Origin of the sequence: Nocardia blacklockiae, from assembly GCF_015477355.1 — a bacterium.
GTDB lineage: Bacteria > Actinomycetota > Actinomycetes > Mycobacteriales > Mycobacteriaceae > Nocardia > Nocardia blacklockiae.
Window position 1 is genome coordinate 159023 of sequence record NZ_JADLRJ010000011.1, and the last position, 23676, is coordinate 182698.

A 23676-nucleotide genomic window follows, 5' to 3' on the forward strand; every position below is an offset into this window, starting at 1 on the left:
TGGAACTCGGACATCTCTGTCATTCCGGGCAGGCCGCTCGTATTCGCCTGCCGCCCACGCCTTACCCGGGCCTACCGACGGCAAACGAAGGGGCGTCAGCGGCCGTTGCGGACGACGGTGAATCCGTCGTTCCGCAATGTCTCGGCATCCAGTAGGTTGCGGGTGTCGACGACCAGGCGGCGGCGCGCCAGGGATCCGAGCCGGGGCCAGTCGAGCTTGGCGAATTCGGGCCATTCGGTGGCGACGACCACGGCCTCGGCGTCGCGCGCGGCGTCGTAGGGGTCGCCGACGACCCGCACGGCCTCGGACAGCGGGAGGGCGGGGGCGTCCTCCGGCGTCACGGTCGGGTCGTAGGCGCACAGCAGCGCGCCGCGATCGGACAACGCGGCGGCGAGCCGCAGGGCGGGGGAGTCGCGCAGGTCGCTCGTGCCCGCCTTGAAGGTCAGGCCCAGCAGCGCCACCCGCACTCCCGACAGCGAATTGTCGGCACGTCCCACGGCACGTCCCAAAACCTTTACGGCACGGTCGATCTGGGCGTCGTTGGCAGCCACGGCCGCCGCGAGCACGCCGAGCGACACGTGTTTGCCGCGGGCGACGTGCAGCAGCGCCTGGGTGTCCTTGGGCAGGCAGGAGCCGCCCCACCCGGGGCCGGGCCGCAGGAACGCCGCGCCGATCCGCGGGTCCGAGCCGAGGCATTCGCCGACGAGTTCGATATCGGCGCTGACCTTTTCGCACAGCTCCGCGAGTTCGTTGACGAACGACAGCTTGGTCGCGAGGAAGGCGTTGCTGGCGTATTTGGCCAGTTCGGCGCTCTCGAAGTCGACGATCTGCACGGCGGAGGACTCCAGGCCCCGATAGAGCTTCGCGACGCGGTCGCCGACGCCCTCGTCGTCCGCGCCGACGACGATCCGGTCGGCGTGCAGGAAGTCGTAGACCGCGTGGCTCTCGCGCAGGAACTCCGGATTGCTCGCGACGTGCAGCCCGTACCGGGCGGCCGCGACCGCCGCCTCGCGTGTTGTACCCACGGGCACAGTGGATTTCAGCACGACGATCGCGCCCGGGTGGAGGGTCTCGCACAGCGAGTCGAGGACCTCGTGCACGGCGCTCAGGTCGGCTGCGCCCGAGGGCGTGGCCGGGGTCGGCACGCACACGAACACGATGTCGGCCGCCGCGAGCCGTTCGATATCGACGTCGAAACTTAGCCGCCCGGCCCGGATGCCTTGGCGCAGTAGTGGTTCGAGGTCCGGCTCGTGCAGTTCGGTGCGGCCCTGCCGCAGCCGTTCGACACAGGCCTCGTCGACGTCGACGGCGGTCACGTCCCACCCGAGATGGGCGAGACCGGCCGCGGTTGTGGTGCCGACGTATCCGGTGCCGACGACACCGATGCGTTCATCCGACATGACCGAACTCCCTTGCGGTCGAGGCGAGTTGGGTGTCCACCGCGGCGACGACCTCGTCGACGGTGAGGCGCAGCAGTCCTGGGTCGGTGGCCGCGCCGAGCGGATCGCCGCGGGTCCCGCTCCACAGCACCCGGTGCCGGTGCGCCAGGCCGGCCGGCGGGCCCCACCACTGCGGCGGAGTGGGCCCGAACAGCAGCACGGAGGGCGTGCGCACCGCGGTGGCCAGATGCCCGATGCCGGTGTCGCCGCAGACGACCAAGGCCGCGGCCGCCACCAGGGACGCGGTCTCGGCCAGATCGAGCACCCCGGCCAGCACGTGACCCGCCGGAACCCCCGCGGCGTCCGCAATCGCCAGCGCGCCTTCGCGCTCGGCCGCGGAGCCGGTTATCACGACGCGCCTACCCGACTCGCGCAGATGCGCGGACACAGCGGCGTACCGCTCCGGCGGCCACCGCCGCGCAGGCGCCCCCGCACCCGGATGCACCACCACCGTGTCTGCCCAATCCCCGGCTCGGTCCGCATCGGACAAGGAGGCGTGGCGGTTGTGCCCGTTGTCGCTGTTGGGTGGGTCGAGGAACAGGTCGGTGGGGTCGGTGTTGATGCCGTTGTGTTGTAGTAGTCGGCACCAGCGGTCTACCTCGTGGATGTCTTCGACCCAATTCGGGCCGGGCACTGCGGGATACGCGGGGTGGTGGTGGGTGAGCAGGTGGTTCGGGTGGGTGGCGGTCAGGTCGGCGATGCTTTGCGGGCCGCGGCCGTGCAGGTTCACTGCCAGGGCGGGGTGGGTGGGGAGGTCGGTGGCGCCGAGGCCGGGGGTGGGGTGGACGGCGTCGACCGCGCCGGTGAGGGCGGCGAGTGGCGCCAAGGCGGCGGGTGCGGCCAGCACGATGCGGTCGCCGGGGTGGGCGCGGCGCAGGGCGCGCAGCGCGGGCACCGCGGTGAGCAGGTCGCCGACGCCGAGCGCGCGCAGCACCAGGATCACGGCCACGAACTCTCCGTCGACGCGCACACCACCAGCTCGCGCACCTCGCAGCCCGCGGGCTGGCGCAGTGCGAAAAGCACTGTCTCGGCGACGTTTTCGGGACGGTTCAGCACAGCGTCGGGCGGCGGCTTGTACTGCTCGTCGCGGTCGTCGAAGAACGCGGTGTGCATGCCGCCCGGGATGAGCAGGGTGACCCCGACCTCGCCCGCGGTCTCGGCGGCGAGGGCGCGGGTGAAGCCGACGACGCCGAATTTGGAGGCGCAGTAGGCGGTGGCGTCGCCGACGCCCTTGAGCCCCAGCGTGGACGCGCAGGTCACCAGCCGCCCTCGCGAGGCTCGCAGGTAGGGCAGCGCGGCGCGGGCCACGGCGGCCGTGCCGAGCAGGTTGACGTGGACGACCCGCTCCCAGTCCTTGGCCGGGACCGTGTCCAGCCCGCCGCAGCTGTCGATGCCCGCGGCGGTGAAGACGCCGTCGAGGGTGCCGCCCGCGCGGTCGGCGAGGATGCGCACCGCGTTCTCGGCGGCCTCGGAATCGGCGAGGTCGACCTGCTCGAATTCGACGTCGGCGGAAGGCGGTTGGCGGTCCAGGACCAGCGGGGTGCCGCCCTGGCGGGCGACGGCGGCGACGGTCGCGGCGCCGAGACCGGAGGCGCCGCCGGTGATCAGGACGTTGCCCAAGGGGGTGGTCGTACTCATGGTCGTGTCCTCTCCTCGTGATGCGCTGTCGAGTGGAAGGGGTTACGCGCTGGTGCGCGCGGCGGCGACGAGACGGGTGGTCGAATAGCCGGGAAGCACTGGTACCAGGACTATTTCGCCGCCGTGCCGCCGCACGGTGTCGGCTTCGGGCAGGTCGCTGCCCGCGTAGTCCTCGCCCTTCACCCACACGTCCGGGCGCAGCCGGTCGAGCAGGCCGGTCGGCGTCGGCTCGTCGAAGACGACGACCGCGTCGACCGAGGCCAGTTCCAGCAGCACCCGGGCGCGGTCGGCGGCGGGGACCACGGGCCGGTCGTCACCTTTGCGGCGGCGGATCGAGTCGTCGGAGTTCAGGCACACGACCAGGGCGTCGCCCAGCCCGCGCGCCTGCCGCAGCAGTGAGATGTGGCCCGGGTGCAGCAGATCGAAGCACCCGCCGGTGGCGACCAGGCGCCCACCGTCCTGCCGCACCCGATCGGCCAAGGCGAACGCGTCGCCCGGTGCCTCGTCTTCCATTGCCGGACAATCGATCGCGGCCTGTGCGCCACCCTTGCCGACGAACTCGGCCGCGGCCCGCACTCCGGCCTCCACCGCCTGCCGCACGCCGTCCCCGCGCTGCAACGCGAGGGCGGCCGCCACCGCGAATTGATCACCGGCACCGCAGGTATCGGCATTCGCCAGCGTCTGCATCGCCAGCGGCACCGCCACCCGATCGGTGCGGTCGGCCCGCCGGTCATGACACACGGCCCCCTGCGCTCCGAGCGTGACGACAACCGCCTCCGCGCCCCACCGCTCGGCCAGCGCCCGCGCCCGCTCTCCGTCACCGGCCTGCCCGTCCGCCGAACCAGCAGCCCGGCCATGGATCCCGGACCTGGCAGTCACGCCGGCATCCTGCCGCCCGGCAGCCTGCCGCCCTGCCGTCGAGCCCGTGGCTTCGCTGCCGTTCCGTCGACCGGCCGTCGCGTCGGCATCCTCGGCTTGCGCCGTCGTCAGGCTTGCGGTGTGGCTTGGGTCATTGGCGGTCAAGCCGGTGGCCTCGCTGTGGTTGGGGGTGGCGAGCCGGATGCCGGGGACCGGGGATTCGCCGCGGGGGTGGGGGTCCCAGACGATGGGGACTCGGCCGGCGGCTTCGGTGAGGAGGGTGCGCAGTTCGGGGTGGGCGGTGACGCCGCGGCCGTAGTCGGCGACCAGGATGGTGCTGGATTTCCTTATCGCCCAGCGGATCTCGTCGGTCAAGGGCGAATGGGCGGCGTAGCCGTCGCCGGAGTCGATGCGCACGATGGACTGGCCGTCGGCGCGTGCTCGGGTCTTGCACACGGTGTCGCCGTGTAGTGGCAGGGCGAGCACGGTGACCTGTGGCTCCAGCAGTTCGCGCAAACGGTGGGCGGCGGGGTCGTCGCCGAGCGCGGTGATCAGCACGACGCGGTCGGCGGCGTGCCGCTGAGCCAGCATCGCGGCCAGCCCCGCGCCGCCGGGTCGCTCGGCCCGGCGCTTCTGGTCCAGCACGGGCACGGGCGCTTCGGGGCACAGCCGCCGGGCGGAGCCTTCGATGTCGACGTCCAGCAGGGTGTCGCCGACGATCACGAGCGGCCGGCCGCGCCTCACGGCGTCACTCCCAGCGCGTTGTCGAGCGCGGTGCACAGCGAGTGGATGAGCACCAGGTGCATCTCCTGCACCGTGGCGACGCTGGGCGCTTCGACGGCGATGGCGTCGGTGCACAGCGACGCCAGCGGATTCGGCGCGGGCCCGGTGACCGCCCAGGTGAGCACCCCCGCGTCGGCGGCGGCCTTGGCGGCGGCGACCACGGCCGGGCTGGTGCCGCTGGTGGAGAACAGCATCAGCACGTCGCCGGGTCGGCCGTGCGCGACGACCTGCCGGGCGTAGAGCTGCGAGGCGCCGTAGTCGTTGACGATCGCGGTGCCCGCCGAGGTGTCGGCGTGCAGCGCGATGGCCGACAACGGGCGGCGCTCGTCGCGGAATCTGCCGACCAGCTCGCCCGTGAGGTGCTGCGCCTCGGCGGCGCTGCCCCCGTGGCCGCAGGCGAGCAGCCGGCCGTCGCGGGCGTAGATATCGGCGAGCTGTTCGCCCCACTGCCGCACCCGCGTCGCCACGTGGGCGTTGTGGTCGAGCGCGGTGCTGAGCGAGGCGAAATGGTCGCGGATCGACCGGGCTCCGCTGTCGGTGCGGGTCATGGCAACCTGTCCTCTCCTCGGGTGCACGTCAATTCGCTGACGGCCGAGACGATTTCGTCATCGGCGATGCCGTCGATGCAGGGATGTCCCCGCACCGGGCAGACGCGGGCGCGGCTGCCCGCGCAGGCTGCGCGCTGGTCACCGAGCAGCACGTGCGGCACGCCGTAGGGCGCCCACCGCCGGGCCGGTACGACCGGCGCGAACAGCGACACGACCGGTGTCCCGACCGCGGCCGCGACGTGCGCGGGCCCGGTGTTGGGCGCGACGACGGCGCGGGCCTGCCGCAGCACCGCCGCGAGGGTGGCGAAGTCGGTCTTGCCGCCCAGATCCGTGGCGTCGTCGCCCGCGACCTCGGCGGTCAGTTCGCGCTCCGACGGCGCGCCGGTGACCACGAGCCGATGTCCGGCGGCGACGAGCGCGGCGGCAACCTCCCGGCTGCGCCCGGCCGACATCCGGCGGGCGGGCACCGCGGCGCCGGGGTGGAAGACCACGTAGCCCGGATCGCCCGCCAGACCGCGAATGTCGGGCAGCTGCGGGCGGATTCGCAGCTTGCCGTCGTCGGCGGGGTCCGGCGCGAAGCCCGCGGCCGCGGCGAGCGACAGCGCCCGCTCCGGTTCGGGGAGATCGTCGTCGACGAGGTGGCGGACGTCGAGCAGCGAACCCGGGTAGTCCACGCTGATCGCCGAGATCCGCCGCACCCCGGCCATCCGCAGGATCAGCGCGAGCGGCAGCGGGGACTGGTGGAAGGAGGTGAACACGACCGCCTGGTCGAGTTCGAGGCGGCGCAGCCGGTCGACCAGCGCGGTGATCGCCTCGGCGGTCAGCTCCGGCGGTTCGAGATCGACCCAGGGCGCGTGGTATTCGACGATCTCCTCCACACCCGGCAGCAGTTCGGCGGCCGCCCGGCCGCGCGGCCCGCACAGGAACACGACCGGCCCGGCGTGCCGTGCGACGGCGCGCACCGCGGGCCCGCACAGCAGGACGTCACCGGCGCTGTCGAGCCGGGCCACCAGCACCCGCCCCGTCACCGCGCACCCGCCATCGCCAGTTCGACCGCGGACTCCAGATCGGGGGCCACCAGGGCGTGCGCCTCCGCGCGGGTGATCTCGTCGGGCCGGGTCTTGGCCGTCGGCACCAGCACGGCGCGCGCTCCGGCGGCGAGCGCCGCGTCGACGTCCGCGCCGATGTCGCCGACCACCACGCACCGCTGCGGCGGCACGCCGAGTGCCCGCGCGGCCGCGGTCACCAGGCCGGGTTTCGGCTTGCGGCAAGCACATTCGTCGCTCGCCTGATGCGGGCAGACCTGCCAGGTGTCGAAGGGGCCGAGCAGTTCCTCGACGCGCTCGGACACATCGCGCAGCTGCTCCGGCGTGATCAGAGCGCGAGCGACGCCCGACTGGTTGCTCACCACACCGAGCCGCACGCCCGCCGCACGGAGCCGGTCGAGCACCTGGCGCGACCGCGGAACCGGTTGCACCAGTGCGGGATCCGACAGATACGGCACGTCGACGATGAGGGTGTCGTCCCGGTCGAACAGCAGGGCCAGCGGCGGCGCGGCGACCGGTCGCGGACGCCGGGTCCGGCGCCGCACCTGCCATTCGCCGCGCATCCGGTGCCAGCACGCGGCGGGCGGGATCAACACGCTGGTGAGCGACATCGCGGTGAGTTCCGAGGCGGTCGCGGGACCCGCGCCGATGCGCCGGGCCGCGAATTCGACTGTGCCCGTGAGCCACAGGCCGAGGCAGACGGCGGCAAGCCCGGGCCGACGACCCAGCACGCAGGCGACCGCCGCTCCGCCGGCGGCGGTGATCGCCGCGTGCCGGCCCAGCCGACCGCCGCCCTCGCCGATCCGGCGTCGCCAGTCGCGCCCGTATTTGTGCCGCATCAGGGCGTTGTCCGCGTTCCCGGCCTGCATGCGCAGCGAGTACAGCAGCGATCCGGTCGCGGGTGGGTGGGTGGTGACCCGGCTCCCGGTCACGATGTGGTGGCCCGCCGCGACGATGCGCGCGGCCAGGTCGGAGTCCTCGCGGTAGGCGCGGCGGAACCGTTCGTCGAAGCCGCCGACCTCCGCGAGTGCCGCACGGCGATAAGCCATGTCGGCGGTGATCCAGCGGGCCGTGGCCAGCGCGGCGGTGCCCCGTTCGGCGTCGGTCGGCCGCCGCCCCGGCGGCAGTGGCACCCGGATGCGGGCCTGTGATCCGGCAACTTGGCGAGGTAGCCCGCGCAGGTCCTCGGCGAGCCGCGCGCGCCAGTCGTCCCCGGGAATCACGTCGTCGTCGAGGAAGGCGATCCATTCCGTCCGCGCCGACCGCCAGCCGACATTGCGGGCGGCGGCCGGGCCGCGGCCGCCGGACCGCACTACGCGCACGGGAATGTCGGTGTCGGGCACGGACAATGGCTCGCGGTCCGCCTGCGGCGCGGGCCGGTCGTCGACGACGACGATCTCGGCCGGGGTGAGCCCGGTGGACCCGTCCACGGCGCGCAGCACGGACGTGAGACCCGCGCGCCCGATGGTGGGGATCACGATCGTGTAGTCCGGAGTGTCCTCGTGCATGCGCCTACCGCCGAACCACGAAGGGACCGAGGACGAGCAGATCGACCGGCGCGGAACCGAAGCACTCCAACGCGTCTCGCGGCGAATCGACCATGGGGCGGCCCGCGGTGTTGAGACTGGTGTTCACCACCACGGGCAGCCCGGTCCGCTCGCCGAACCGCGCGATCGTGTCGGCCAGCAGCGGATGATCGGCGCGGTCGACGGTCTGGATGCGCGCGGTCCCGTCGACGTGGGTCACCGCCGGGAGACGATCGCGCCACTCCGGGGCGACGTCGTGCACGAACAGCATGTACGGACTGGGCAGCGGCCCGCGCGAGAAGATCTCGGCGGCACGTTCGGCGAGCACCATCGGCGCGACCGGGCGGAACTGCTCGCGGCCCTTGACGGCGTTGAGCCGCTCCAGATTCGCCGCGTGCCCCGGATGCGCGAGCAGCGAGCGGTAACCCAGGGCGCGCGGGCCGAATTCCGCCCGGCCCTGAAACCACGCGACGACGTCGTTGTCCGCCAATGCCGCCGCCACGGTCCCCGCGAGGTCGGCGGGCCGCTCGTAGCGAATGTGTGCCTCGCGCAAGGTCTGTTCGAGTTCGGCGTCGGAGAAGCCGCGGCCGAGCGCGGCCGTGGTCATCGGCCCGGCCGGTTCGCCGGATTCGGCGGCGAGGGTCAGCGCCGCGCCCAGCGCGGTGCCCGAATCGCCCGCCGCGGGCTGCACCCAGATGTCGTCGAAGGGCCCTTCGTTGTAGAGCGTGGTGTTGGCGACGCAGTTGAGCGCGATGCCCCCGGCCAGGGTGAGCTTGTCGGCCCCGGTTTCCGAGTGCAGCCACCGGCACAGCTCGAGCAGCACCTCTTGCAGCCGCAGCTGCACCGACGCCGCCAGGTCGGCGTGCTCGGGGCGCATCTCCTCGGCGGGCGCGCGGCGCGGCGCGTAGGAGTCCCAGTCGATCGGTTCGGTGCGGAAACCGCCGTCGCCCGTGCTGTACACGCGCTCGCGCAGCGAGTCCAGGAAGCGCGGCTTACCGTACGAGGCCAGCGCCATCACCTTGTATTCGTCGCTGGAGCGGGCGAAGCCGAGATGCGTGGTGAGGTCCTCGTACATCAGGCCGAGCGAATGCGGCAGCCGCTGGGTGGCCAGCACGTCGAGTTTCCCGTCGCGGTATTCGCCCGCCAGCATCGAGGTGGACTCGCCGCGGCCGTCCAGGGTGAGCACCGCGGCGTCGCCGAAGGGTGCGGCGAGGCCGCAGGACGCCGCGTGCGCGACGTGGTGGCGGACGAAACGCACCTTCGCCGGATCGAGGCCCGGCAGCGCCGAAGCGAGGAAATGCGGTGCGCGCTCGGCGAATCGGGTCCGCAGCGGCTCCCAGCTCGGGTCGAGGCCGCCGAGCGCGTGATCCACCTGTGCCGGGTCGTAGGAGTAGCCGACGGCGTCGAGGTCGGCGGCGGTGAGCCCGGCCTGCGCCAGGCACCACGCGGCGGCCTGCTCGGGTTGCTCCCACGCGGAGAACGGCACCGGGCGTTTGCCGTGCTTTCGCCGGCTGAACCGCTCCTCCTCGGCGGCGGCGACGATCTCCCCGTCCACGACGAGCGCGGCGGCCGAGTCGTGAAATATTGCGTTGATTCCCAATACGCGCATCGAACACCCTCCTGTAGGTGTCGCAGGGGCGGCGGCCCACCGGCGAACTACCCGGCGTTTGCTGTCGTAAACTGCGCGCGCTCGCGACGCGCGGCGAACCACTCGAGCGTGCGGCGCAGGCCGTCCTCCGGCGTGACCGTCGGCTCCCAATGCAGTTGTGCCCGAGCCAATCCGATGTCCGGGCAGCGCCGCCGCGGATCGTCGGCCGGGGTGGCGATCCGCCGGATCGGCGAGTTGCCGCCACCGAGCCGACGGATCAGCGCGGCGATCTCGTCGACCGTCATCTCGTGCGGATTGCCGATGTTCACCGGTCCGGGATGGTCGGATTCGGCCAGCGCGAGCAGCCCGCGCACCGTGTCGTCGATGTAGCAGATCGAACGGGTCTGGCGGCCGTCTCCGGTGACGGTCAAGGGTTTTCGGTCCAGCACCTGCTCGATGAACGCGGGCACCATCCGCCCGTCGTCGGCGCGCATGCCGGGACCGTAGGTGTTGAAGATGCGCGCGATGGTCACGTCGGCCAGCCGGTCGCGGTGGTACGCGCTGACCAACGCCTCCGCGTAGCGCTTGGCTTCGTCGTAGACGCTGCGCGGGCCCACGGGATTGACGTTGCCCCAATAGGTTTCGCGCTGCGGGTGTTCGGCGGGATCGCCGTAGACCTCGCTGGTGGAGGCGAGCAGCAAGCGGGCGCCGTGCCGCCGGGCGAGCTCGAGCGCCGCCGCCGTCCCGTCCGCGCCCGCCTTCAGCGTCTGTACGCCCAAGCGCGCGTAGTGGATCGGGGAGGCGGCGGAGGCCAGGTGCGCCACGAAATCGGTCGCGCCGACCTCCGGGAGCGGCTGCGTCACGTCGTGCCGGAGGAATCGGAAACCCGGATACCGTTCCAGCTCGGCGACATTGGCGGGGTCGCCGGTGGCGAAGTTGTCCAGCCCGACGACCGACGCGCCGCGCTCGAGCAGCGCCACACACAGGTTGGTCCCGATGAATCCGGCGCATCCGGTGACGACCGCGCGGCGAAAACGGAAGCTGCTGTTCACGTTTCAGGCCCCCGTCAGGATTTCGTCCACCCGGCGGCGGCCGCCGCGCGTGTGTTCGGCACGGCCTCGGCCGCCTGGACGGAGTGATAGACGCGCAGCGTGTCGGTGGCGATGCGGTCCCAGGAGTAGCGGGAGCGGGCCCGGCGGTATCCCGCGTGGCCCATGGCGGCGCGCTGCTCGTCGTCGGCGAGCACCTCCGCGATCGTCGTGGCCAGTCGGCTCGAATCCCGCGGCGGGACAAGGCGTCCCGTCACGCCGTCCAGGACGGTGTCGAGCAGTCCGCCGACCGCCGAGGCCACGACCGGGGTGCCGCAGGCCATCGCCTCCAGTGCCACCATGCCGAACGGCTCGTACCACGGGGTGCACAGCACCATGTCGGCCGAGCGCAGCAGGGCGGGCATGTCGTCGCGGGAGACCGAGCCGAGCAGCCGCACGCGGTCGGCGACACCCTGCCGACGGGCGATGTCGAGCAGGCGCCGGGCCTCCGCGTCGTCCTCGAGCCCGCCGGTCGGTGAGCCGCCGGCGACGAGGAGTTCGGTGTCGGGGAGGTCGGCCAGCGCCCGGATGGCGGTGTCGAAACCTTTGCGCGGCACCAGTCTTCCCACCGCGAGCAGCCGCGCGGCGGCCGAGCGCGGGGCCCGCGGTCCGTCGGGCACGAAGCGGCGCAGGTCGACACCGCACGGCACCACCGCCGCCCGACCGGCGGGCAGGCCGAGCCGCGCCAGCTCGAACACCTCGTCGCTGCATGTCGCCGCGACCCGCGCCGCGCGCTGGGCGACGGTGCGCTCGGTCTGGATGCGGCACTCCGGGCTGGTGTCGTCCGCGCCCTGATAGCGCTTCTTCACCACCCCGAGCGCGTGGAAGGTCTGCACGACGGGCACGCCCGAGGCCGCGGCGGCGCGCTCGGCGGCCACGCCGGACATCCAGAAGTGGGCGTGCGCGACATCGGGGCGGTCCGCGTCCCAGTGCTCGCGCAGCCGGTCGCCGAATTCGTCCATGTACGGCAGCAATCGGTCCTTGGGCAAGGCGGTCGGCGGCCCGGCGGGAACGTGCACGACCCGGTATCCGTCCGGGGTGTCGACCTGGTCCGGCAGCGTGGAGTCGTCGCGCCGGGTGTACACGGTGACCTCGGCGCCGCGCCGGGCCAGCGCCGCCGACAGCTCCGCGACGTGCACGTTCTGGCCGCCGGCGTCGATCCCGCCGATCGCGGCCAGCGGGCTGGCGTGTTCGGAGACCATCGAGACCTTCATCGCGTGTACTCCCAACTGTCGACGGATTCGAATTGCTGCGCTGCGTGTTTCGAGCAGGTCCCGGCGAGCAGGCGGTCCCAGGCCGACAGGAACGCCGTGACGCCGTGGTTGGCCAGCACCCACCGCCGCGCCGACAGACCCGCGGTGCGGGCGTGCTCGGGTTCGGCGACGAAGCGGCCGACCGCCTCGGCCAGCTCGGCCGGGTCGGCGGAGACCACACCCACCTCGGGCGGGAACGTCGCCGCCGCCTCCGTCGCGGCCAAGGCGACGATCGGCATGCCGAGATGCATCGCCTCCAGCACCGACAGTCCCAGCGACGTCCAGCGCGGCGTGTGCACGAAGACCCGGCGCTGCGCCACCGCGGTGTGCAGGGAGGTGAGATCGAGATCGCCCATGCCCCGGACCCGGTCGGGGGACAGGCCGAGCGCGGTGTGCAGCCCGTCGGTGCCGATGCCGAACACGTCCACGGGCGCGGCCGACGACAGCGGCGCCAGCAGGTCGGTCCCGGTGACGCGCATCCGCCGAACCGGTTCGTTGATCATGGTCGCGGCGTGCGGGACGGTGCCGCTGTACCGGTAGCCGGGGTCCACCACGCCGTGCCGGATCACCGTGGTCGGGCAGATCCCGTTGTCCCACATCACCTCGTTGAAGTGGGTCACGTGCACCAGCGGGATGTCGTCGCGGTCGGCGAGGACGTGCCGGGTCGACGCCGCCGAGCCGCCGGGGGCGTTGTGCTCCACGTAGACCGCGGGGATGTCGATGCCCGGCCGGGCGCCGAGCCAGCGCCGCGTCAGCTCGATCTCGTCCGGTCGTTGCAGCACGACGAGATCGATCGGCCACTCCCGCAAGCGGTCGGGCGGCACGTCGACGGCGGAGTCGGGCCACGGCCGGCCGCACCGGCCGCGACCCCACGGGCCACCTTCGGGCGAACACGGCAGCAGGTAGGTGTGCCTGCCTCGGACGAACGACGTGGTCCACGACCCGTGCACGTGCCACACGAGGATCGTGAACGGTCGCGGTGCGCCGCCGGTTTCGTATTCGGTCACGCCGTGCGGTTGCCCCGTCGGGCGTGTCGAAAACCGACGCTTCTTACCGGACTGCTGGTCCGCAGGTCACAGCGGCGCGTTTCTCCACTTCACAGGCATGTACCGCAGCGATTTTCAGGTCGTGGCATCCGGTTGGCAACCGCTCGCCACGCCCGATCCTGTGGTGCCGGATCGCTCCGCCGCTCCGCCGTGGGTGAAACGCCTACGCCGTCACGGGGGCGGACCGGTCGGCCCACGCCCACGGCATCGACCGGCTCGAGACGTCGGCTATCTCACGCAACCGGGGGCGCAGAGTTCCCAAGCGGCTCAACTGAATCAGGCCTTGCGCCACGACCACGAGGTTGGCGCTGTGCGCGGCGAGGTCCGCCGGATCGACCTCGTCGCCGGCGAGGCGGGCCGCGCGCTCGAGCCGCTCGGCGACGCCCTGCTCCATGGCGGCCGTGGTCCGGGCGCCGAGGGCGTTCACCTCCGGGATGCGCGAGCCGAGCTGAGCGATGCTGTTGAGCATCAGGCAGCCGCGCCGCCCCGGCTGGGCCACGCAGTCGTCGATGACCGCTTCGAACAGCGCGCGCACCGCGGCGCGCGCCGAACCCGGCGCCGAACCGACGACCTCGCGCACGAACCGGGCGCGCTGCTCGCAGTAACGCTCGAACGCCGCGAGGAACAGGCCGCGCTTGTTGCCGTAGGCGGCGTAGATGCTGCCGTTGCCCACGCCGGTCGCGCGCGAGACGTCCTCGACCGACGTGTCGTCGAAACCCTGCGACCAGAACAGCTCGGTGGCGGCGTCGAGCAGGCTCGATTCGTCGAACTGTCGCGGCCGTCCCATGGGGTTCACCGTAGCAATCGGGATGCGACCCTGCCCACAACCCTTGTTTTGGAGCACTGCTCCAGAATTATGGTGGACATGTCCTCCAATTTCACGCAGCCGTCGCCCCGTCGGGTGGGCATTCTGGTGTTCGACGGTGTCAAGATGTTCGACTTCGCCGGTCCGGCCGAGGTGTTCGTGGAGGCCAATCAGGCTGCGCCCGGCTACGAGGTCGTGCTGGTCTCGCCCGACGGCCGCGGCGTGGCGACCTCGATCGGCGCGCGGATCGAGGTCAGCGGGTCCGCCGCCGACGCGGGCCGGTTCGACACCGTGGTGATCCCGGGCAGCGAGCTGCCGCCGACGCGGTTCGTGACCCCGGAGGTGCTGAGCGCGGCGCGCCACCTGTCCGCGCACACGCGCCGGCTCGCCTCGATCTGTTCCGGCGCGTTCGTGCTCGCCGAACTCGGGCTGTTCGACGGCCGCCGGGCCACCACGCACTGGAAGTTCGCCGCGGCGCTCGCGCGCCGCTACCCGCAGGTGTCGGTGGCGCCGGACGCCCTGTTCGTGCGGGACGGCAATCTCTACAGTTCGGCCGGCGTCGCGGCGGGCGTGGATCTGGCGCTCGCGCTGGTCGAGGAGGATTTCGGGGCCGATGTCGCGCGCCGGGTGGCGCAGCTGATGGTGGTGTACATGCAGCGCGGCGGCGGGCAGTCGCAGTTCTCGGCGTCGCTGAGCGGGCCGGTGCCCAGCAGCCCGCTGATCCGCAAGGTCGTCGATCTGATCTGCGCGGATCCGGCGTTCCCGCACACCGTGCAGACCCTCGCCGAGCACGCGCGGGTCAGTGTCCGGCATCTGACGCGGCTGTTCCGCACCGAGTTGCAGCATTCGCCCGCGGAGTACGTGGCGTTCATCCGCTTCGGCGTCGCCCGCGATCTGCTGCACGCGGGCTACTCGGTGACCGAGGCCGCGATGACCGCCGGCTACGGCAGCAGCGAGGCGCTGCGGCGTGCGTTCGTGGCGCGCCTGGGCATCTCACCGCGCAAGTACCAGCAGCGTTTTCGGTCGACGGGCGCGCCCGCGGCGCTCCCGGCCGCGGTGTCCTGAACCGGGGTTTTCGCGTCCCGTAGCGAGGGGCGCGGCACCGGATTACCGCGCAGACTCGGTCGCGCAGCGCACTTCACCGATCGGAGCGAAAAATGGCAGGAAACCCGTTGGGCCTCTCGCTGGAGCCGGCCGCCCAGGAATTCGTCGACGCGACCTCGCAGCCGCCGTTCCTCTACCAGTTGCCGCCCGAGGAGGGCCGTAAAGCCGTTGATTCCGTCCAGGATTCGCCGATCGACAAGCCCGCGATCGACGAGGAGTGGATCACCGTCGAGGGCGGCCCGACCGGTTCGGTGCGGGCCCGAATCGTGAAGCCGCAGGGCGTCACCGAAGCCTTGCCGGTGATCGTCTACACCCACGGCGCGGGCTGGGTGTTCGGCGACGCGCACACCCACGATCGCCTGGTGCGCGACCTCGCCGTCGGCGTGCACGCCGCGGTCGTGTTCCCGGAGTACGACCGCTCGCCCGACGTGCGGTACCCGGTGGCGAACGAGCAGTCCTACCGGGTCGCCCAGTGGGTCGCCGCGGACGGTGAGGGGAAGGGCCTGGACCCGAGCCGGATCGCGGTCGCGGGCGACTCGGTCGGCGGCAACATGGCGATCGCGCTGACCCTCATGGCCAAGGAGCGCGGCGACGTCTCGTTCGCCCAGCAGGTGCTGTTCTACCCGGTGACCGACGCCGCCTTCGACACCGAGTCCTACCGCCGGTTCGCCACCGGCTACTTCCTGACTCGCGAAGGCATGCAATGGTTCTGGGACCAGTACACGACCGATGAGGCGGACCGCGCGCAGATCACCGCGTCGCCGCTGCGCGCCACCACCGAGCAGCTGTCCGGCCTGCCGCCCGCCCTGGTCGTGACCGCCGAGGCCGATGTGCTGCGCGACGAGGGCGAGGCCTTCGCGGGCAAGCTGCGCGCCGCGGGCGTGCCCGTCGTCCAGACCCGCTACGGCGGCATCATCCACGACTTCGTCATGGTCAACTCCATGCACGACACGCACGCCGCCAAAGCCGCTGTGGCACAGGCGGTCACGGTGCTGCGCGGCGCGCTGCACCCGGCGTAGGCCGCGGTGGTGTGCCCGGGAGGTGACCGAGCACACACACCGCACGCGGGCGGCGGTCAGCGGTCGCGGGTGTGCGACCCTCGTAGCGGAAACACCGCCGCGCCGCGCACCGGCGCGGTCGCACACCCAGGCGCCGGTGGGCGCCGGCAGACGAAGGAGAACCGCGTGCAACGGATTGGCGTGATCGGTGGCGGGACGATGGGGGCCGGCATCGCCGAGGTGGCCGCGCGGGCCGGCGGGCAGGTCCTGGTGCTGGAGCGGGACGCGGAGGCGGCGGACGCGGCCGTCGCGCGGGTCGAGAAGTCGCTGGCACGGGCGGTGAAGTCGGGTCGGCTCGCGCAGGACGACGCCGACGCGGCCCGGGCCCGGATCACCCTCACGGTCGACATCGACGACTTCGCCGACCGGGAACTGGTGATCGAGGCCGCGCCGGAGATCGAGAGCCTCAAGGCCGACTTCTTCGCCAAGCTCGACGCCATCGTGCCGGCCGAGACCATCCTCGCCACCAACACCTCCTCGATCCCGGTGATCCGGCTGGCCAACGCGACAGCCGACCCCGGCCGGGTGGTGGGCCTGCACTTCTTCAACCCGGTGCCGGTGCTGCCGCTGGTCGAGATCGTGGTCACGCTGAAAACCGAACGGGCCGTGGCCGATACCGTCACCGCCTACGCCCGCGACGTGCTGGGCAAGCGCACCATCGAGTCCAAGGACCAGGCGGGCTTCATCGTCAACGCCCTGCTGATTCCCTATCTGTGCGCGGCGATCCGGATGTTCGAGACCGGCTTCGCCAGCGCCGAGGACATCGATGAGGGCATGGTCTCCGGCTGCGCCCACCCGCAGGGCCCGCTGCGCCTGACCGACACCATCGGCCTCGACGTCACCCTGGCCGTCGCCGAATCGCTCTACCAGGAATTCGGCGAACCCCAGTACGCACCGCCGGTGCTCCTGCGCCGCATGGTCGAGGCGGGCTACCTCGGCCGCAAGACCGGCCGCGGCTTCTACACCTACTGACCCGTACACCCACCGGCACGACAGCGGAACACGTTCGGCGGCAGCGGTTTTCGCCCGCCGACCGTGTTCGCGAGCCGACCGTGCGGTTGCGCCGACAGTGCTCGTGCTCCGACCGCGTGGGTGCGCCGACAGTGCTCGTGCTCCGACCGCGTGGGTGCGCCGACAGTGCTAGCCGACCGCGCGGGTGCGCCGACGGTACTCGCCCGCCGACCGTGTGCTGGTGCGCGGCTATAGGCCGAGTTCGGTGAGTCGGGCCGAGATGCGGTGGTCGGTGGTGACGATGGGGGCCTCCTTGTCGACCCAGCTGTCGCCGCCGAAGTAGGCGGCGAAGATCTTCTCGGCCGTCCGGGTCGCCAGCGCCTGGGTGGACAGCGTCGGATTGGGACCGCCGAGGGAGTTGGGCAGCGCGGAGTTGTCGGCGACGAACAGCCGCTTCACCCAGCGGGCCTGGGCGTCGCCGTCGAGCACCGAGTTCGCGGGCGAGGCGCCCATGCGCATCGAGGAATGCACGTGTAGCAGCAGCGGCGCCCAGTCCATCCGGTACACCTTCTTCGCCCCCGCGGCCCGCATGATCTCCGCACCCCGGTTGGCGAGGAACTCGCGATTCTCGAGCGTGCGCGGCGTGCGCTGCCGCCGGGTGACGTCGACCTTGGCGGGGGCGCCGTTCTCGTCGGCCGGGAACAGCGACAGGCTGATCCGGTTGCGGGCCTGCACGTGGTCGTCGGTGAGGATCAGGAAGTTGAGCAGGTGGTCGATGCCGTCGCTCAGCAGGTCGGTCAGCTCGGTGCCGACAAGCCGTCCCGCCGGGCCGTCCCACGCTCCCCGCGGTCCGCGCCCGTTGTCGTACACGCCGCGAACCCCGCTGTCCGACAGGCACATCGAGAAGGCCTGGATCGCCGGTGTGAGCCCGACGTTCTCGATGCCGCCGCGGCCGGGGAAGTCGATCCGGGCCGAGGAGTTGGCGCCGCGTGAATTGCCGGTGTCCTCGTCGAAACTGCCGACCACCCAATCCAGGAAGTGGTCGGTGTGCCCGCGGCCGACCCAGTCGTTCGGGTTGGGCAGGCCGCTGTTGAGCCACAACCGCGGACTCTCGGTCGACCCGGCCGCCAGCACCACCACGCGGGCGTCCTCGGTGTATTCCGCGCCGGAGGAATTGTCGCGCCAGGTGACGCCGTCGCGACCACCTCGCCGCCGCGCTGCTCCGAATTGATCGACCGCACAAAGGAATCGGCGCGCAACTCGACGGGCCTGCCGCCCGGCCGGACGGCGTCCGCGGCCAAGGCGAGTGGCACATAGCTGTTGTCGGTGGAGCGTTTGGCGAACTGGTTGCGCGGGGCTTGCACCGGTTCGTAGCAGCCCTGGAAACAGTGGCCGCAGAAGGTGCACCCGGTGGCCGCCGGATAGGTGAGCAGATCGGTGCGGTCGCTGTGCGCGGCGTTTCCGCCGGGTTGCAGGATGGCGTTCTGTTGCGGGCGAAAGGAATCGGTGGTCGTGGTGCGGGTGGTCTGCACCGGCAGGCCGACCCGCTCGCAGCCGCGGAAGGTGAGCGCCTCCTTGGTGCCCATGGCGGCGGTCTGCACGGGCAGGGTCGCCTCCGCCCACTCCAGATACGGCACGAATTCCGCGTAGGGGAACGGGAATTCGTGGTCGCGGTCGTAGGCGGCCGCGTCCGGACCCGAATATCCCTGGAACACACCGGGAAACGGCCGCGGGCAGTTGCCGAAGTAATGGGTGGTGGTGCCGCCGACCCCGGCCAGCTCCCACACGTACAGATTGGTCGCCCACTCCCGGAACCAGGCGGGCTTGCGGCGGTCCTGCGGGCCGAACCGCAGGAATCCGGTATTCGGGTTGTTGGCGTCGTATTCGGCGTGCGACCACTCCTGCCGCGGCGCCGCGTGCCGGGGTCCCGCCTCGAGCAGCAGCACGTCCAGTCCGCGCCCGGCCAGCTCCGCGGCCACCACCGGGCCGCCGCCGCCCGCGCCCACCACGATCACGTCACGCATCGGCGGGCACCTCCGTGCGGTCCTGGTAGTAGCCGAGCAACTCCGGGTGGCCCTCGACCAGGCCGCCCGGCCGGTATCCGGTCAGTTCCCAGGACGGCGGGCGCGGCCACACGTCGCGCGTGCGCGGATCGAACATCGTCATCTCCGAGTGGACGGCGAAGGCGGTGCCCTCCAGCAGAATTCCGCCCGCGAATTGCAGGAACCCGGCTCCCGAACCGCGCAGCGGTCCCGGCAGCCCGCCGTCGACGATCGAGACCAGTTGCGGCAGCGGGCGTTCCAGCAGTTCGAAGACGCGGCACTTGTCGCGCAGACTCAGCCGCGCGAACGGCGAGCCGAGCGGGCCGACGAGCGTGCTCGGCGCGACCAGCAGCGCGCCGAAGTTCAGCACCAGCGCCACCAGCGGCGACAGCGGCAGGACGCGATCGGAGTAGAGATATCCGAGCGCCTGATCGATCCGCCGGCCCTGCTCGGGTGTCACGCCGAGCAGCGGCTGCGCCGGGATGCCGAGATCGTCCAGTGCCCGCGCGAACGCCGCCGCCAGCGGCCGGGTCAGCTGGTCTCCGGCGGCCAGATAGTTGTCGAACAGGTTCCGCACGAACTCCGCGCCCCCGATCTCCACCACACCCGGTCCGGGCCGCGAGATGCCTTGCGCCCGTGACCATTCGTCGGGGCCCGGGAACACCATCACGCACACGCCGCGCAGCGTGTCGAGCACGAAGGCGTCGAATCCGGCGAGCGGTGCGGCCTCGGCGCGTGGCGGAAACGCCCCGGCCAGTAGCGAACCGGCGCCGGCACCGGCGGCGGTGAGCAGGAACTTTCGGCGAGCGGCGGTACGGCGCTGCGGCATCGTGGCCTCCTGAGACGTGAGGTCTCGGACACCGGCGACGATAACGAGACGCGGCCCGCCGCTCGGTCGTTCGGTGCGGCGCTGTGCGGCCGGTTGGCGTGAAGATCACCAATTGTGAACCGGCCCAGAGAAAGTCGCGCCACCGTTTACCCGTCATCCCGCCACGCTTTTGGCCGGGATCCACCGGGTGGACGGTATCCCGGCCAAAAAGCATGCCGGGATGGCGGGGCGCGCATGCCGGGTTGACGGGGCGCGCATGCCGGGATGGCGGGCCGGGTGTGCCGGGATGGCGGGCCGGGTATGTCGCGGAACCCGTGTTACCAGGTGTGGTCGAGTGGGATGGTGGCGTAGCTGGGGTCGGCGGGGTCGAGTTGGAGGTGTTGGGGGCGCAGGCCGCTGTCCATCAGCATCGGCATGGCGGGGATGCCTTTGGGGAAGTTGGCGGCGAAGACGTCCACGCGCAGGCGGTGGCCCGGGGCGAGCACGGCCTCGGTGGCGTTGAGGCCGATGTCGACGGTGGTCGGGCGGCCCGGGGTGAGCGGTGCGCGGGTGTCCAGGCTGAGGGTGTAGTAGGGAGCGACGATGTCGCCGTCGGGGGTGCGCTGGGTCCGGCTCTCGTCGATCGCGCGCAGCGAGGCGACGAGCTGGCCGGTGGTGAGCATGGTCGAGCGCCCGTCGGGCGCGACGTCGTTGACGGTCGCGGTCCAGTATCCGTCCGGCGCGTCAAGAATCGTGTTGAGGTGCACGTTGATCGGGCCGGAGAGCCGCGTCGGCTCGGTGACCGGGGTGCTGGTGAAGGTGAGGCCGTTCATCTCCTGCGGCCGCGCGTCGTCGGTGCAGCCCACCACGATCGAGGTGATGCCCATCGACGTCTCGGCGGTGTCGCGCGAGCACAGGCTCATCAGTCCCGGCGCGATGGTGAGCCGGGTGTTTTCGCCCGGCGCGGCGGGGGTGAGGGTGCCGTCGTGCACGCTGCCGGGGGCGGTGCCGCTGGGCGCGGCCGACAGGTACAGCCGCCGGTGAGCCACCTCGGGGCGCGGGAAGGCCGCGGCCGTGCTCCACCCGCCGCCCTGCTCCTGCGAGACGATCGGTCCGTAGCCGTCGATGCCGTTGTCGATTCCCTTGAGCCACTTGTCGAACCACGCGCGCTGGAGCACGTCGAGCCGCGGCGGCGTGCCGGGGCGGCCGAAGCCCGAACCCGGGTTGAGATGGTAGGTGTCGCCCATCAGCAGCTTCTTCTCGCCCGCGGGCAGGGGCAGCTCGTTGAAGGCGCGCGGCTCGGACATGTTCCACACGTCGTGCCAGCCGCCGACCACGAAGGTCGGCACCCGGACGGTCGACAGGTCGTTGGTCCACCCGTGCCGGAACACGCTGTCGGCCTCGAACGTCTGCCGGATCTGCGGGGGCAGTTGATCCAGCGACGGCGTGGTCAGCAGGGCGATCGCGTAGTCCTCGAAGGCGAGCGGCCCGGCTAGCCGGTCGGCCAGCCATTTGGCGTCGAACTGCCCGCGCAGCAGCGATTGCAGATCGGGTACGAACTTGAGCAGGTTCACGATCAGCGGCAGGCCGGGGATCACCGGGCCCAGCCCGCCGCCCTGCGCCGCGTAACCGCGCATCAGGTCGGTGCCGCCCTCGATCGGGAAGATCGCCTTGAGCGCCGGGGGAGCTTCCTCGGCGGCATGGAACTGGTTGATGGCCGAATAGGAGATTCCGTTCATCCCGACCGCGCCGTCGTTCCACGGCTGCCGGGCGATCCAGTCGATCACCTCGGCGTTGTCGCGCTGCTCCCGCTCGCCGAACACCTGCCAGATCCCTTGGGAGAAGCCGGTTCCGCGCACATCGGCCACGACCTGGGTGTACCCGCTCCCGATCAACCGGCGGTCGACGCCGAGGGCGCGCAAGGCGCCGCCGGACACCGCCCCCGTGATGTCGGTGAGGCCCTGCAACCCGGTGCCGTCGGCGCTGAGACTGCCCAGCGCGTTCATCAGCGGATCCGAGACGCCCGGCACCGACTGCGCCGAATCCAGCAGCATGGACACAAGTTTGGTGTAGGGCGTCATGTTGAGCACGGTCGGCAGCGGCTCCTCGACGATCCGGCCGGCGGCGTCCATCGGCCGATACACGTTGGCCTTGAGCACGGTGCCGTCGCTCATGGTGATCGGCACGTCCCAGTCGGTGTGCACGCCGGGATAGCGGGGCGGCGCGTCGTGGGTGGCGGTCCACTGCGCGCCCAGCGCCCCGCCGTCGGCGGGCAGGGCCGCGACCGGCTGGGCCACCGCGACCGGGCCGAGCGCGGTCGCCGCCGCCAGCGCGACGGCGAGCGCGGCGAGCAACGGGACGCCTCGCGGCAGAGCTTTCATGACGAACCTCCGGAACGCGCTGGCACAACCACCCGCACCCAGCCGGATATGCCAGCGCGCCCCGACCGCGTCTCCGCCGTCGTCGGCGTAGGCACGCAGGTTAACGCCAAATAAACAAGAACGTCTACAGTTCGAAAAATTTGTCCCAGATAGGCTGCGCGAGGGCCATGACGTGGCCGCGCAGCTGCCGCACGGCCGCGGGGTCACCGGCCACGATGCGCGCGGTGACCAGGGAGACGACCGCGCCGACGAAGGCCTCGCAGGCCATTCGCTGTCCCTCGGTGGACGCGCCGAGCCGGTCGGCGATCAGCAGCGCGCTCGCCCGGTGCATCGCGGCCCGGCGCCGCTGCAACTCCGGGCCCGCCGCGTAGGAGTCGACGAGGAAGATCCTGGCCAGCGCCGGTTCCTCGGCCAGCGTGTCGAGATAGGCGCCGAGCGCGTGCTCCGCGCGCTCCAGCGGATTGCCCTCGCGCGACAGCGCGGCCCCGATCCGCTGCGTCAGCTCCGCGGTCAGCAGGTCGTAGGCCGCGGCGAAGCACGCCTCCTTGTTGGTGAAATGCTCGTAGAAGGACAACCGCGACACCCGCGCCCGCTTCAGCACATCGGCGACCGTCGTTGCGGCATAACCCTTTTCGGTCACCACCTCCGCCATGGCCAGAATCAGCCGCCCGCGCTGCGAGGCCGACACCTCGGCGCGCGACAGGGCGTGCACGCCCCGGGGGAGTGCGGTGTGCGGTAGTCGGCGAGCCACGCACCGATGGTATGCCGGTACGCCCGCCCGGAGGTTGCGGCCGAATACGCGGCCCGGGCGGAGCGCGGGAGGTCAGCCGCGCGGGACCGCCGCGAGCACCCTTTCCGCCAGTTCCGGGCGGCAGATCAGCAGGTCCGGCAGGTACGGATCGGGCCGGTTGTAGCGCAGCGGCGAGCCGTCCAGCCGCGACACGTGCAGTCCGGCCGCCGCCGCGACGGCCACCGGGGCGCACGAATCCCATTCGTACTGGCCGCCGGAATGCGCGTAGACGTCGGCGACGCCGCGCACCACGGCCATCGCCTTCGCGCCCGCCGAGCCCATCGGCACCGGCGTCGCCGACAGCGCCACCGTCATCAGCTGCACCTCGCGCGACGGGCGGCTGCGGGACACGACGATGCGCACGGGCCCGTCCTGTGCCGGGGCGAGCGCGGGCGGCTCGCCGGTGTGCAGGACGAGGCCCTGCGCGGGCAGCGCCACCGCGCCGGCGTCCGGGACGCCGTCCACCGCGAGCGCGACGTGCACGGCCCAGTCCTCCCGGGGCGGCTGCCCGTATTCGCGGGTGCCGTCGAGCGGGTCGACGATCCACACCCGCGAGCGGCCGAGGCGGACCCGGTCGTCGGGACTCTCCTCGGACAGCACGGCATCGTCGGGCCGCTCCCGCCGCAGCCGCTCCAGCAGCAGGGCATTGGATCGCCGGTCGCCCACGGCCCCGCCCTGCGCGCGGATGTCGAGCAGCAGTTCGCCGGCTTCCTCGGCCAAGGCCGCCGCCAGGTAGTGATCGTCCATTTCGTCCTACTTTCCGATACCGGCCTCGAGTATGCCTGCCGGTCGCGGATTTTCGATCACGCGCCCGCGAGTGCCGCGAGTTGCCCTCGGTTGTCTATTGACACCGATAGTGCCGTCGATCACACTGATCGGGAAAGTTGACATGACTGTCACGTCATGATGCGAGGAGGCGACGGT

20 protein-coding genes and 1 pseudogene are annotated in these 23676 nt (G+C 72.1%); 3 read left to right on the top strand and 18 right to left on the bottom strand.

What is annotated here, in order from left to right:
• Positions 1 to 95 precede the first annotated feature (95 nt).
• The 12 genes from IU476_RS28025 to IU476_RS28080 form a co-directional block, all read right to left on the bottom strand.
• Positions 96 to 1400 carry a UDP-glucose dehydrogenase family protein gene (locus IU476_RS28025; RefSeq protein ID WP_195105091.1) on the bottom strand — a complete coding sequence of 435 codons (1305 nt, stop codon included), beginning with the start codon at positions 1398 to 1400 and terminating at the stop codon, positions 96 to 98.
• Positions 1390 to 2388 carry a glycosyltransferase family 9 protein gene (locus IU476_RS28030; protein WP_195105093.1) on the bottom strand — a complete coding sequence of 333 codons (999 nt, stop codon included), beginning with the start codon at positions 2386 to 2388 and terminating at the stop codon, positions 1390 to 1392. Before IU476_RS28030 ends, IU476_RS28025 begins: the two co-directional genes overlap by 11 nt.
• Complete coding sequence (locus IU476_RS28035; RefSeq protein WP_195105094.1) at positions 2379 to 3077, bottom strand: SDR family oxidoreductase; 699 nt, start codon at positions 3075 to 3077, stop codon at positions 2379 to 2381. Before IU476_RS28035 ends, IU476_RS28030 begins: the two co-directional genes overlap by 10 nt.
• Positions 3078 to 3119: 42 nt before the next feature.
• Positions 3120 to 4679 carry a PfkB family carbohydrate kinase gene (locus IU476_RS28040; RefSeq protein WP_195105095.1) on the bottom strand — a complete coding sequence of 520 codons (1560 nt, stop codon included), beginning with the start codon at positions 4677 to 4679 and terminating at the stop codon, positions 3120 to 3122.
• On the bottom strand, positions 4676 to 5266 hold the full coding sequence (locus IU476_RS28045; protein ID WP_195105096.1) for a D-sedoheptulose-7-phosphate isomerase: 591 nt from the start codon (positions 5264 to 5266) through the stop codon (positions 4676 to 4678). The genes IU476_RS28040 and IU476_RS28045 overlap by 4 nt, the downstream gene beginning before the upstream one ends.
• Positions 5263 to 6294, bottom strand: coding sequence for a glycosyltransferase family 9 protein (locus IU476_RS28050; protein ID WP_195105097.1), 1032 nt, complete (start codon positions 6292 to 6294; stop codon positions 5263 to 5265). The genes IU476_RS28045 and IU476_RS28050 overlap by 4 nt, the downstream gene beginning before the upstream one ends.
• Positions 6291 to 7820, bottom strand: a complete 1530-nt coding sequence (locus IU476_RS28055; RefSeq protein WP_195105098.1) for an HAD-IIIA family hydrolase — start codon at positions 7818 to 7820, stop codon at positions 6291 to 6293. Before IU476_RS28055 ends, IU476_RS28050 begins: the two co-directional genes overlap by 4 nt.
• A 4-nt stretch (positions 7821 to 7824) precedes the next feature.
• A complete protein-coding gene (locus tag IU476_RS28060; protein ID WP_195105099.1) occupies positions 7825 to 9447 on the bottom strand; it encodes a carbamoyltransferase family protein in 1623 nt (540 codons plus the stop codon).
• Between the two features lie 47 nt (positions 9448 to 9494).
• Positions 9495 to 10478, bottom strand: a complete 984-nt coding sequence (locus IU476_RS28065) for an NAD-dependent epimerase/dehydratase family protein (RefSeq protein ID WP_195105100.1) — start codon at positions 10476 to 10478, stop codon at positions 9495 to 9497.
• A gap of 14 nt (positions 10479 to 10492) precedes the next feature.
• Positions 10493 to 11728: a glycosyltransferase gene (locus IU476_RS28070; protein ID WP_195105101.1), complete on the bottom strand. Its 1236-nt coding sequence runs from the start codon at positions 11726 to 11728 to the stop codon at positions 10493 to 10495.
• Positions 11725 to 12726 carry a glycosyltransferase gene (locus tag IU476_RS28075; RefSeq protein ID WP_324194377.1) on the bottom strand — a complete coding sequence of 334 codons (1002 nt, stop codon included), beginning with the start codon at positions 12724 to 12726 and terminating at the stop codon, positions 11725 to 11727. Before IU476_RS28075 ends, IU476_RS28070 begins: the two co-directional genes overlap by 4 nt.
• A 250-nt stretch (positions 12727 to 12976) precedes the next feature.
• Entirely contained in the window at positions 12977 to 13600 is a 624-nt protein-coding gene (locus tag IU476_RS28080; RefSeq protein ID WP_195105102.1) for a TetR/AcrR family transcriptional regulator, read from the bottom strand.
• A gap of 78 nt (positions 13601 to 13678) precedes the next feature.
• On the opposite strand from IU476_RS28080, the gene IU476_RS28085 reads away from it, so the two are divergent.
• The 3 genes from IU476_RS28085 (at position 13679) to IU476_RS28095 (ending at position 16752) form a co-directional block, all read left to right on the top strand.
• Positions 13679 to 14683, top strand: coding sequence for a GlxA family transcriptional regulator (locus IU476_RS28085; RefSeq protein ID WP_195105104.1), 1005 nt, complete (start codon positions 13679 to 13681; stop codon positions 14681 to 14683).
• 92 nt (positions 14684 to 14775) lie between these two features.
• Positions 14776 to 15741 (top strand): alpha/beta hydrolase, encoded by a 966-nt coding sequence (locus tag IU476_RS28090; protein ID WP_195105106.1) that lies wholly within the window; start codon positions 14776 to 14778, stop codon positions 15739 to 15741.
• Between the two features lie 165 nt (positions 15742 to 15906).
• Complete coding sequence (locus IU476_RS28095; protein ID WP_195105108.1) at positions 15907 to 16752, top strand: 3-hydroxybutyryl-CoA dehydrogenase; 846 nt, start codon at positions 15907 to 15909, stop codon at positions 16750 to 16752.
• Positions 16753 to 16980: 228 nt separating this feature from the next.
• Here the strand turns inward: IU476_RS28095 and IU476_RS36375 are convergent, their stop codons facing one another.
• The 6 genes and pseudogenes from IU476_RS36375 to IU476_RS28120 form a co-directional block, all read right to left on the bottom strand.
• Positions 16981 to 18630, bottom strand: coding sequence for a GMC oxidoreductase (locus IU476_RS36375; protein WP_324194378.1), 1650 nt, complete (start codon positions 18628 to 18630; stop codon positions 16981 to 16983).
• Positions 18631 to 18692: 62 nt separating this feature from the next.
• Positions 18693 to 18755 (bottom strand): annotated as a pseudogene (locus tag IU476_RS36380) (hypothetical protein); the annotation flags it as partial.
• The gene (locus tag IU476_RS28105) at positions 18748 to 19602 is read right to left on the bottom strand and encodes a hypothetical protein (protein ID WP_195105110.1); all 855 of its coding nucleotides are present in this window, start codon (positions 19600 to 19602) and stop codon (positions 18748 to 18750) included. The pseudogene IU476_RS36380 and the gene IU476_RS28105, both read right to left, overlap by 8 nt.
• Positions 19603 to 19919: 317 nt before the next feature.
• Positions 19920 to 21962: a CocE/NonD family hydrolase gene (locus IU476_RS28110; RefSeq protein ID WP_195105113.1), complete on the bottom strand. Its 2043-nt coding sequence runs from the start codon at positions 21960 to 21962 to the stop codon at positions 19920 to 19922.
• A 124-nt stretch (positions 21963 to 22086) separates the two neighbouring features.
• Positions 22087 to 22713, bottom strand: coding sequence for a TetR/AcrR family transcriptional regulator (locus tag IU476_RS28115; protein ID WP_324194369.1), 627 nt, complete (start codon positions 22711 to 22713; stop codon positions 22087 to 22089).
• A gap of 72 nt (positions 22714 to 22785) precedes the next feature.
• Positions 22786 to 23499: a 3'(2'),5'-bisphosphate nucleotidase CysQ gene (locus tag IU476_RS28120; protein WP_195105115.1), complete on the bottom strand. Its 714-nt coding sequence runs from the start codon at positions 23497 to 23499 to the stop codon at positions 22786 to 22788.
• Positions 23500 to 23676 lie beyond the last annotated feature (177 nt).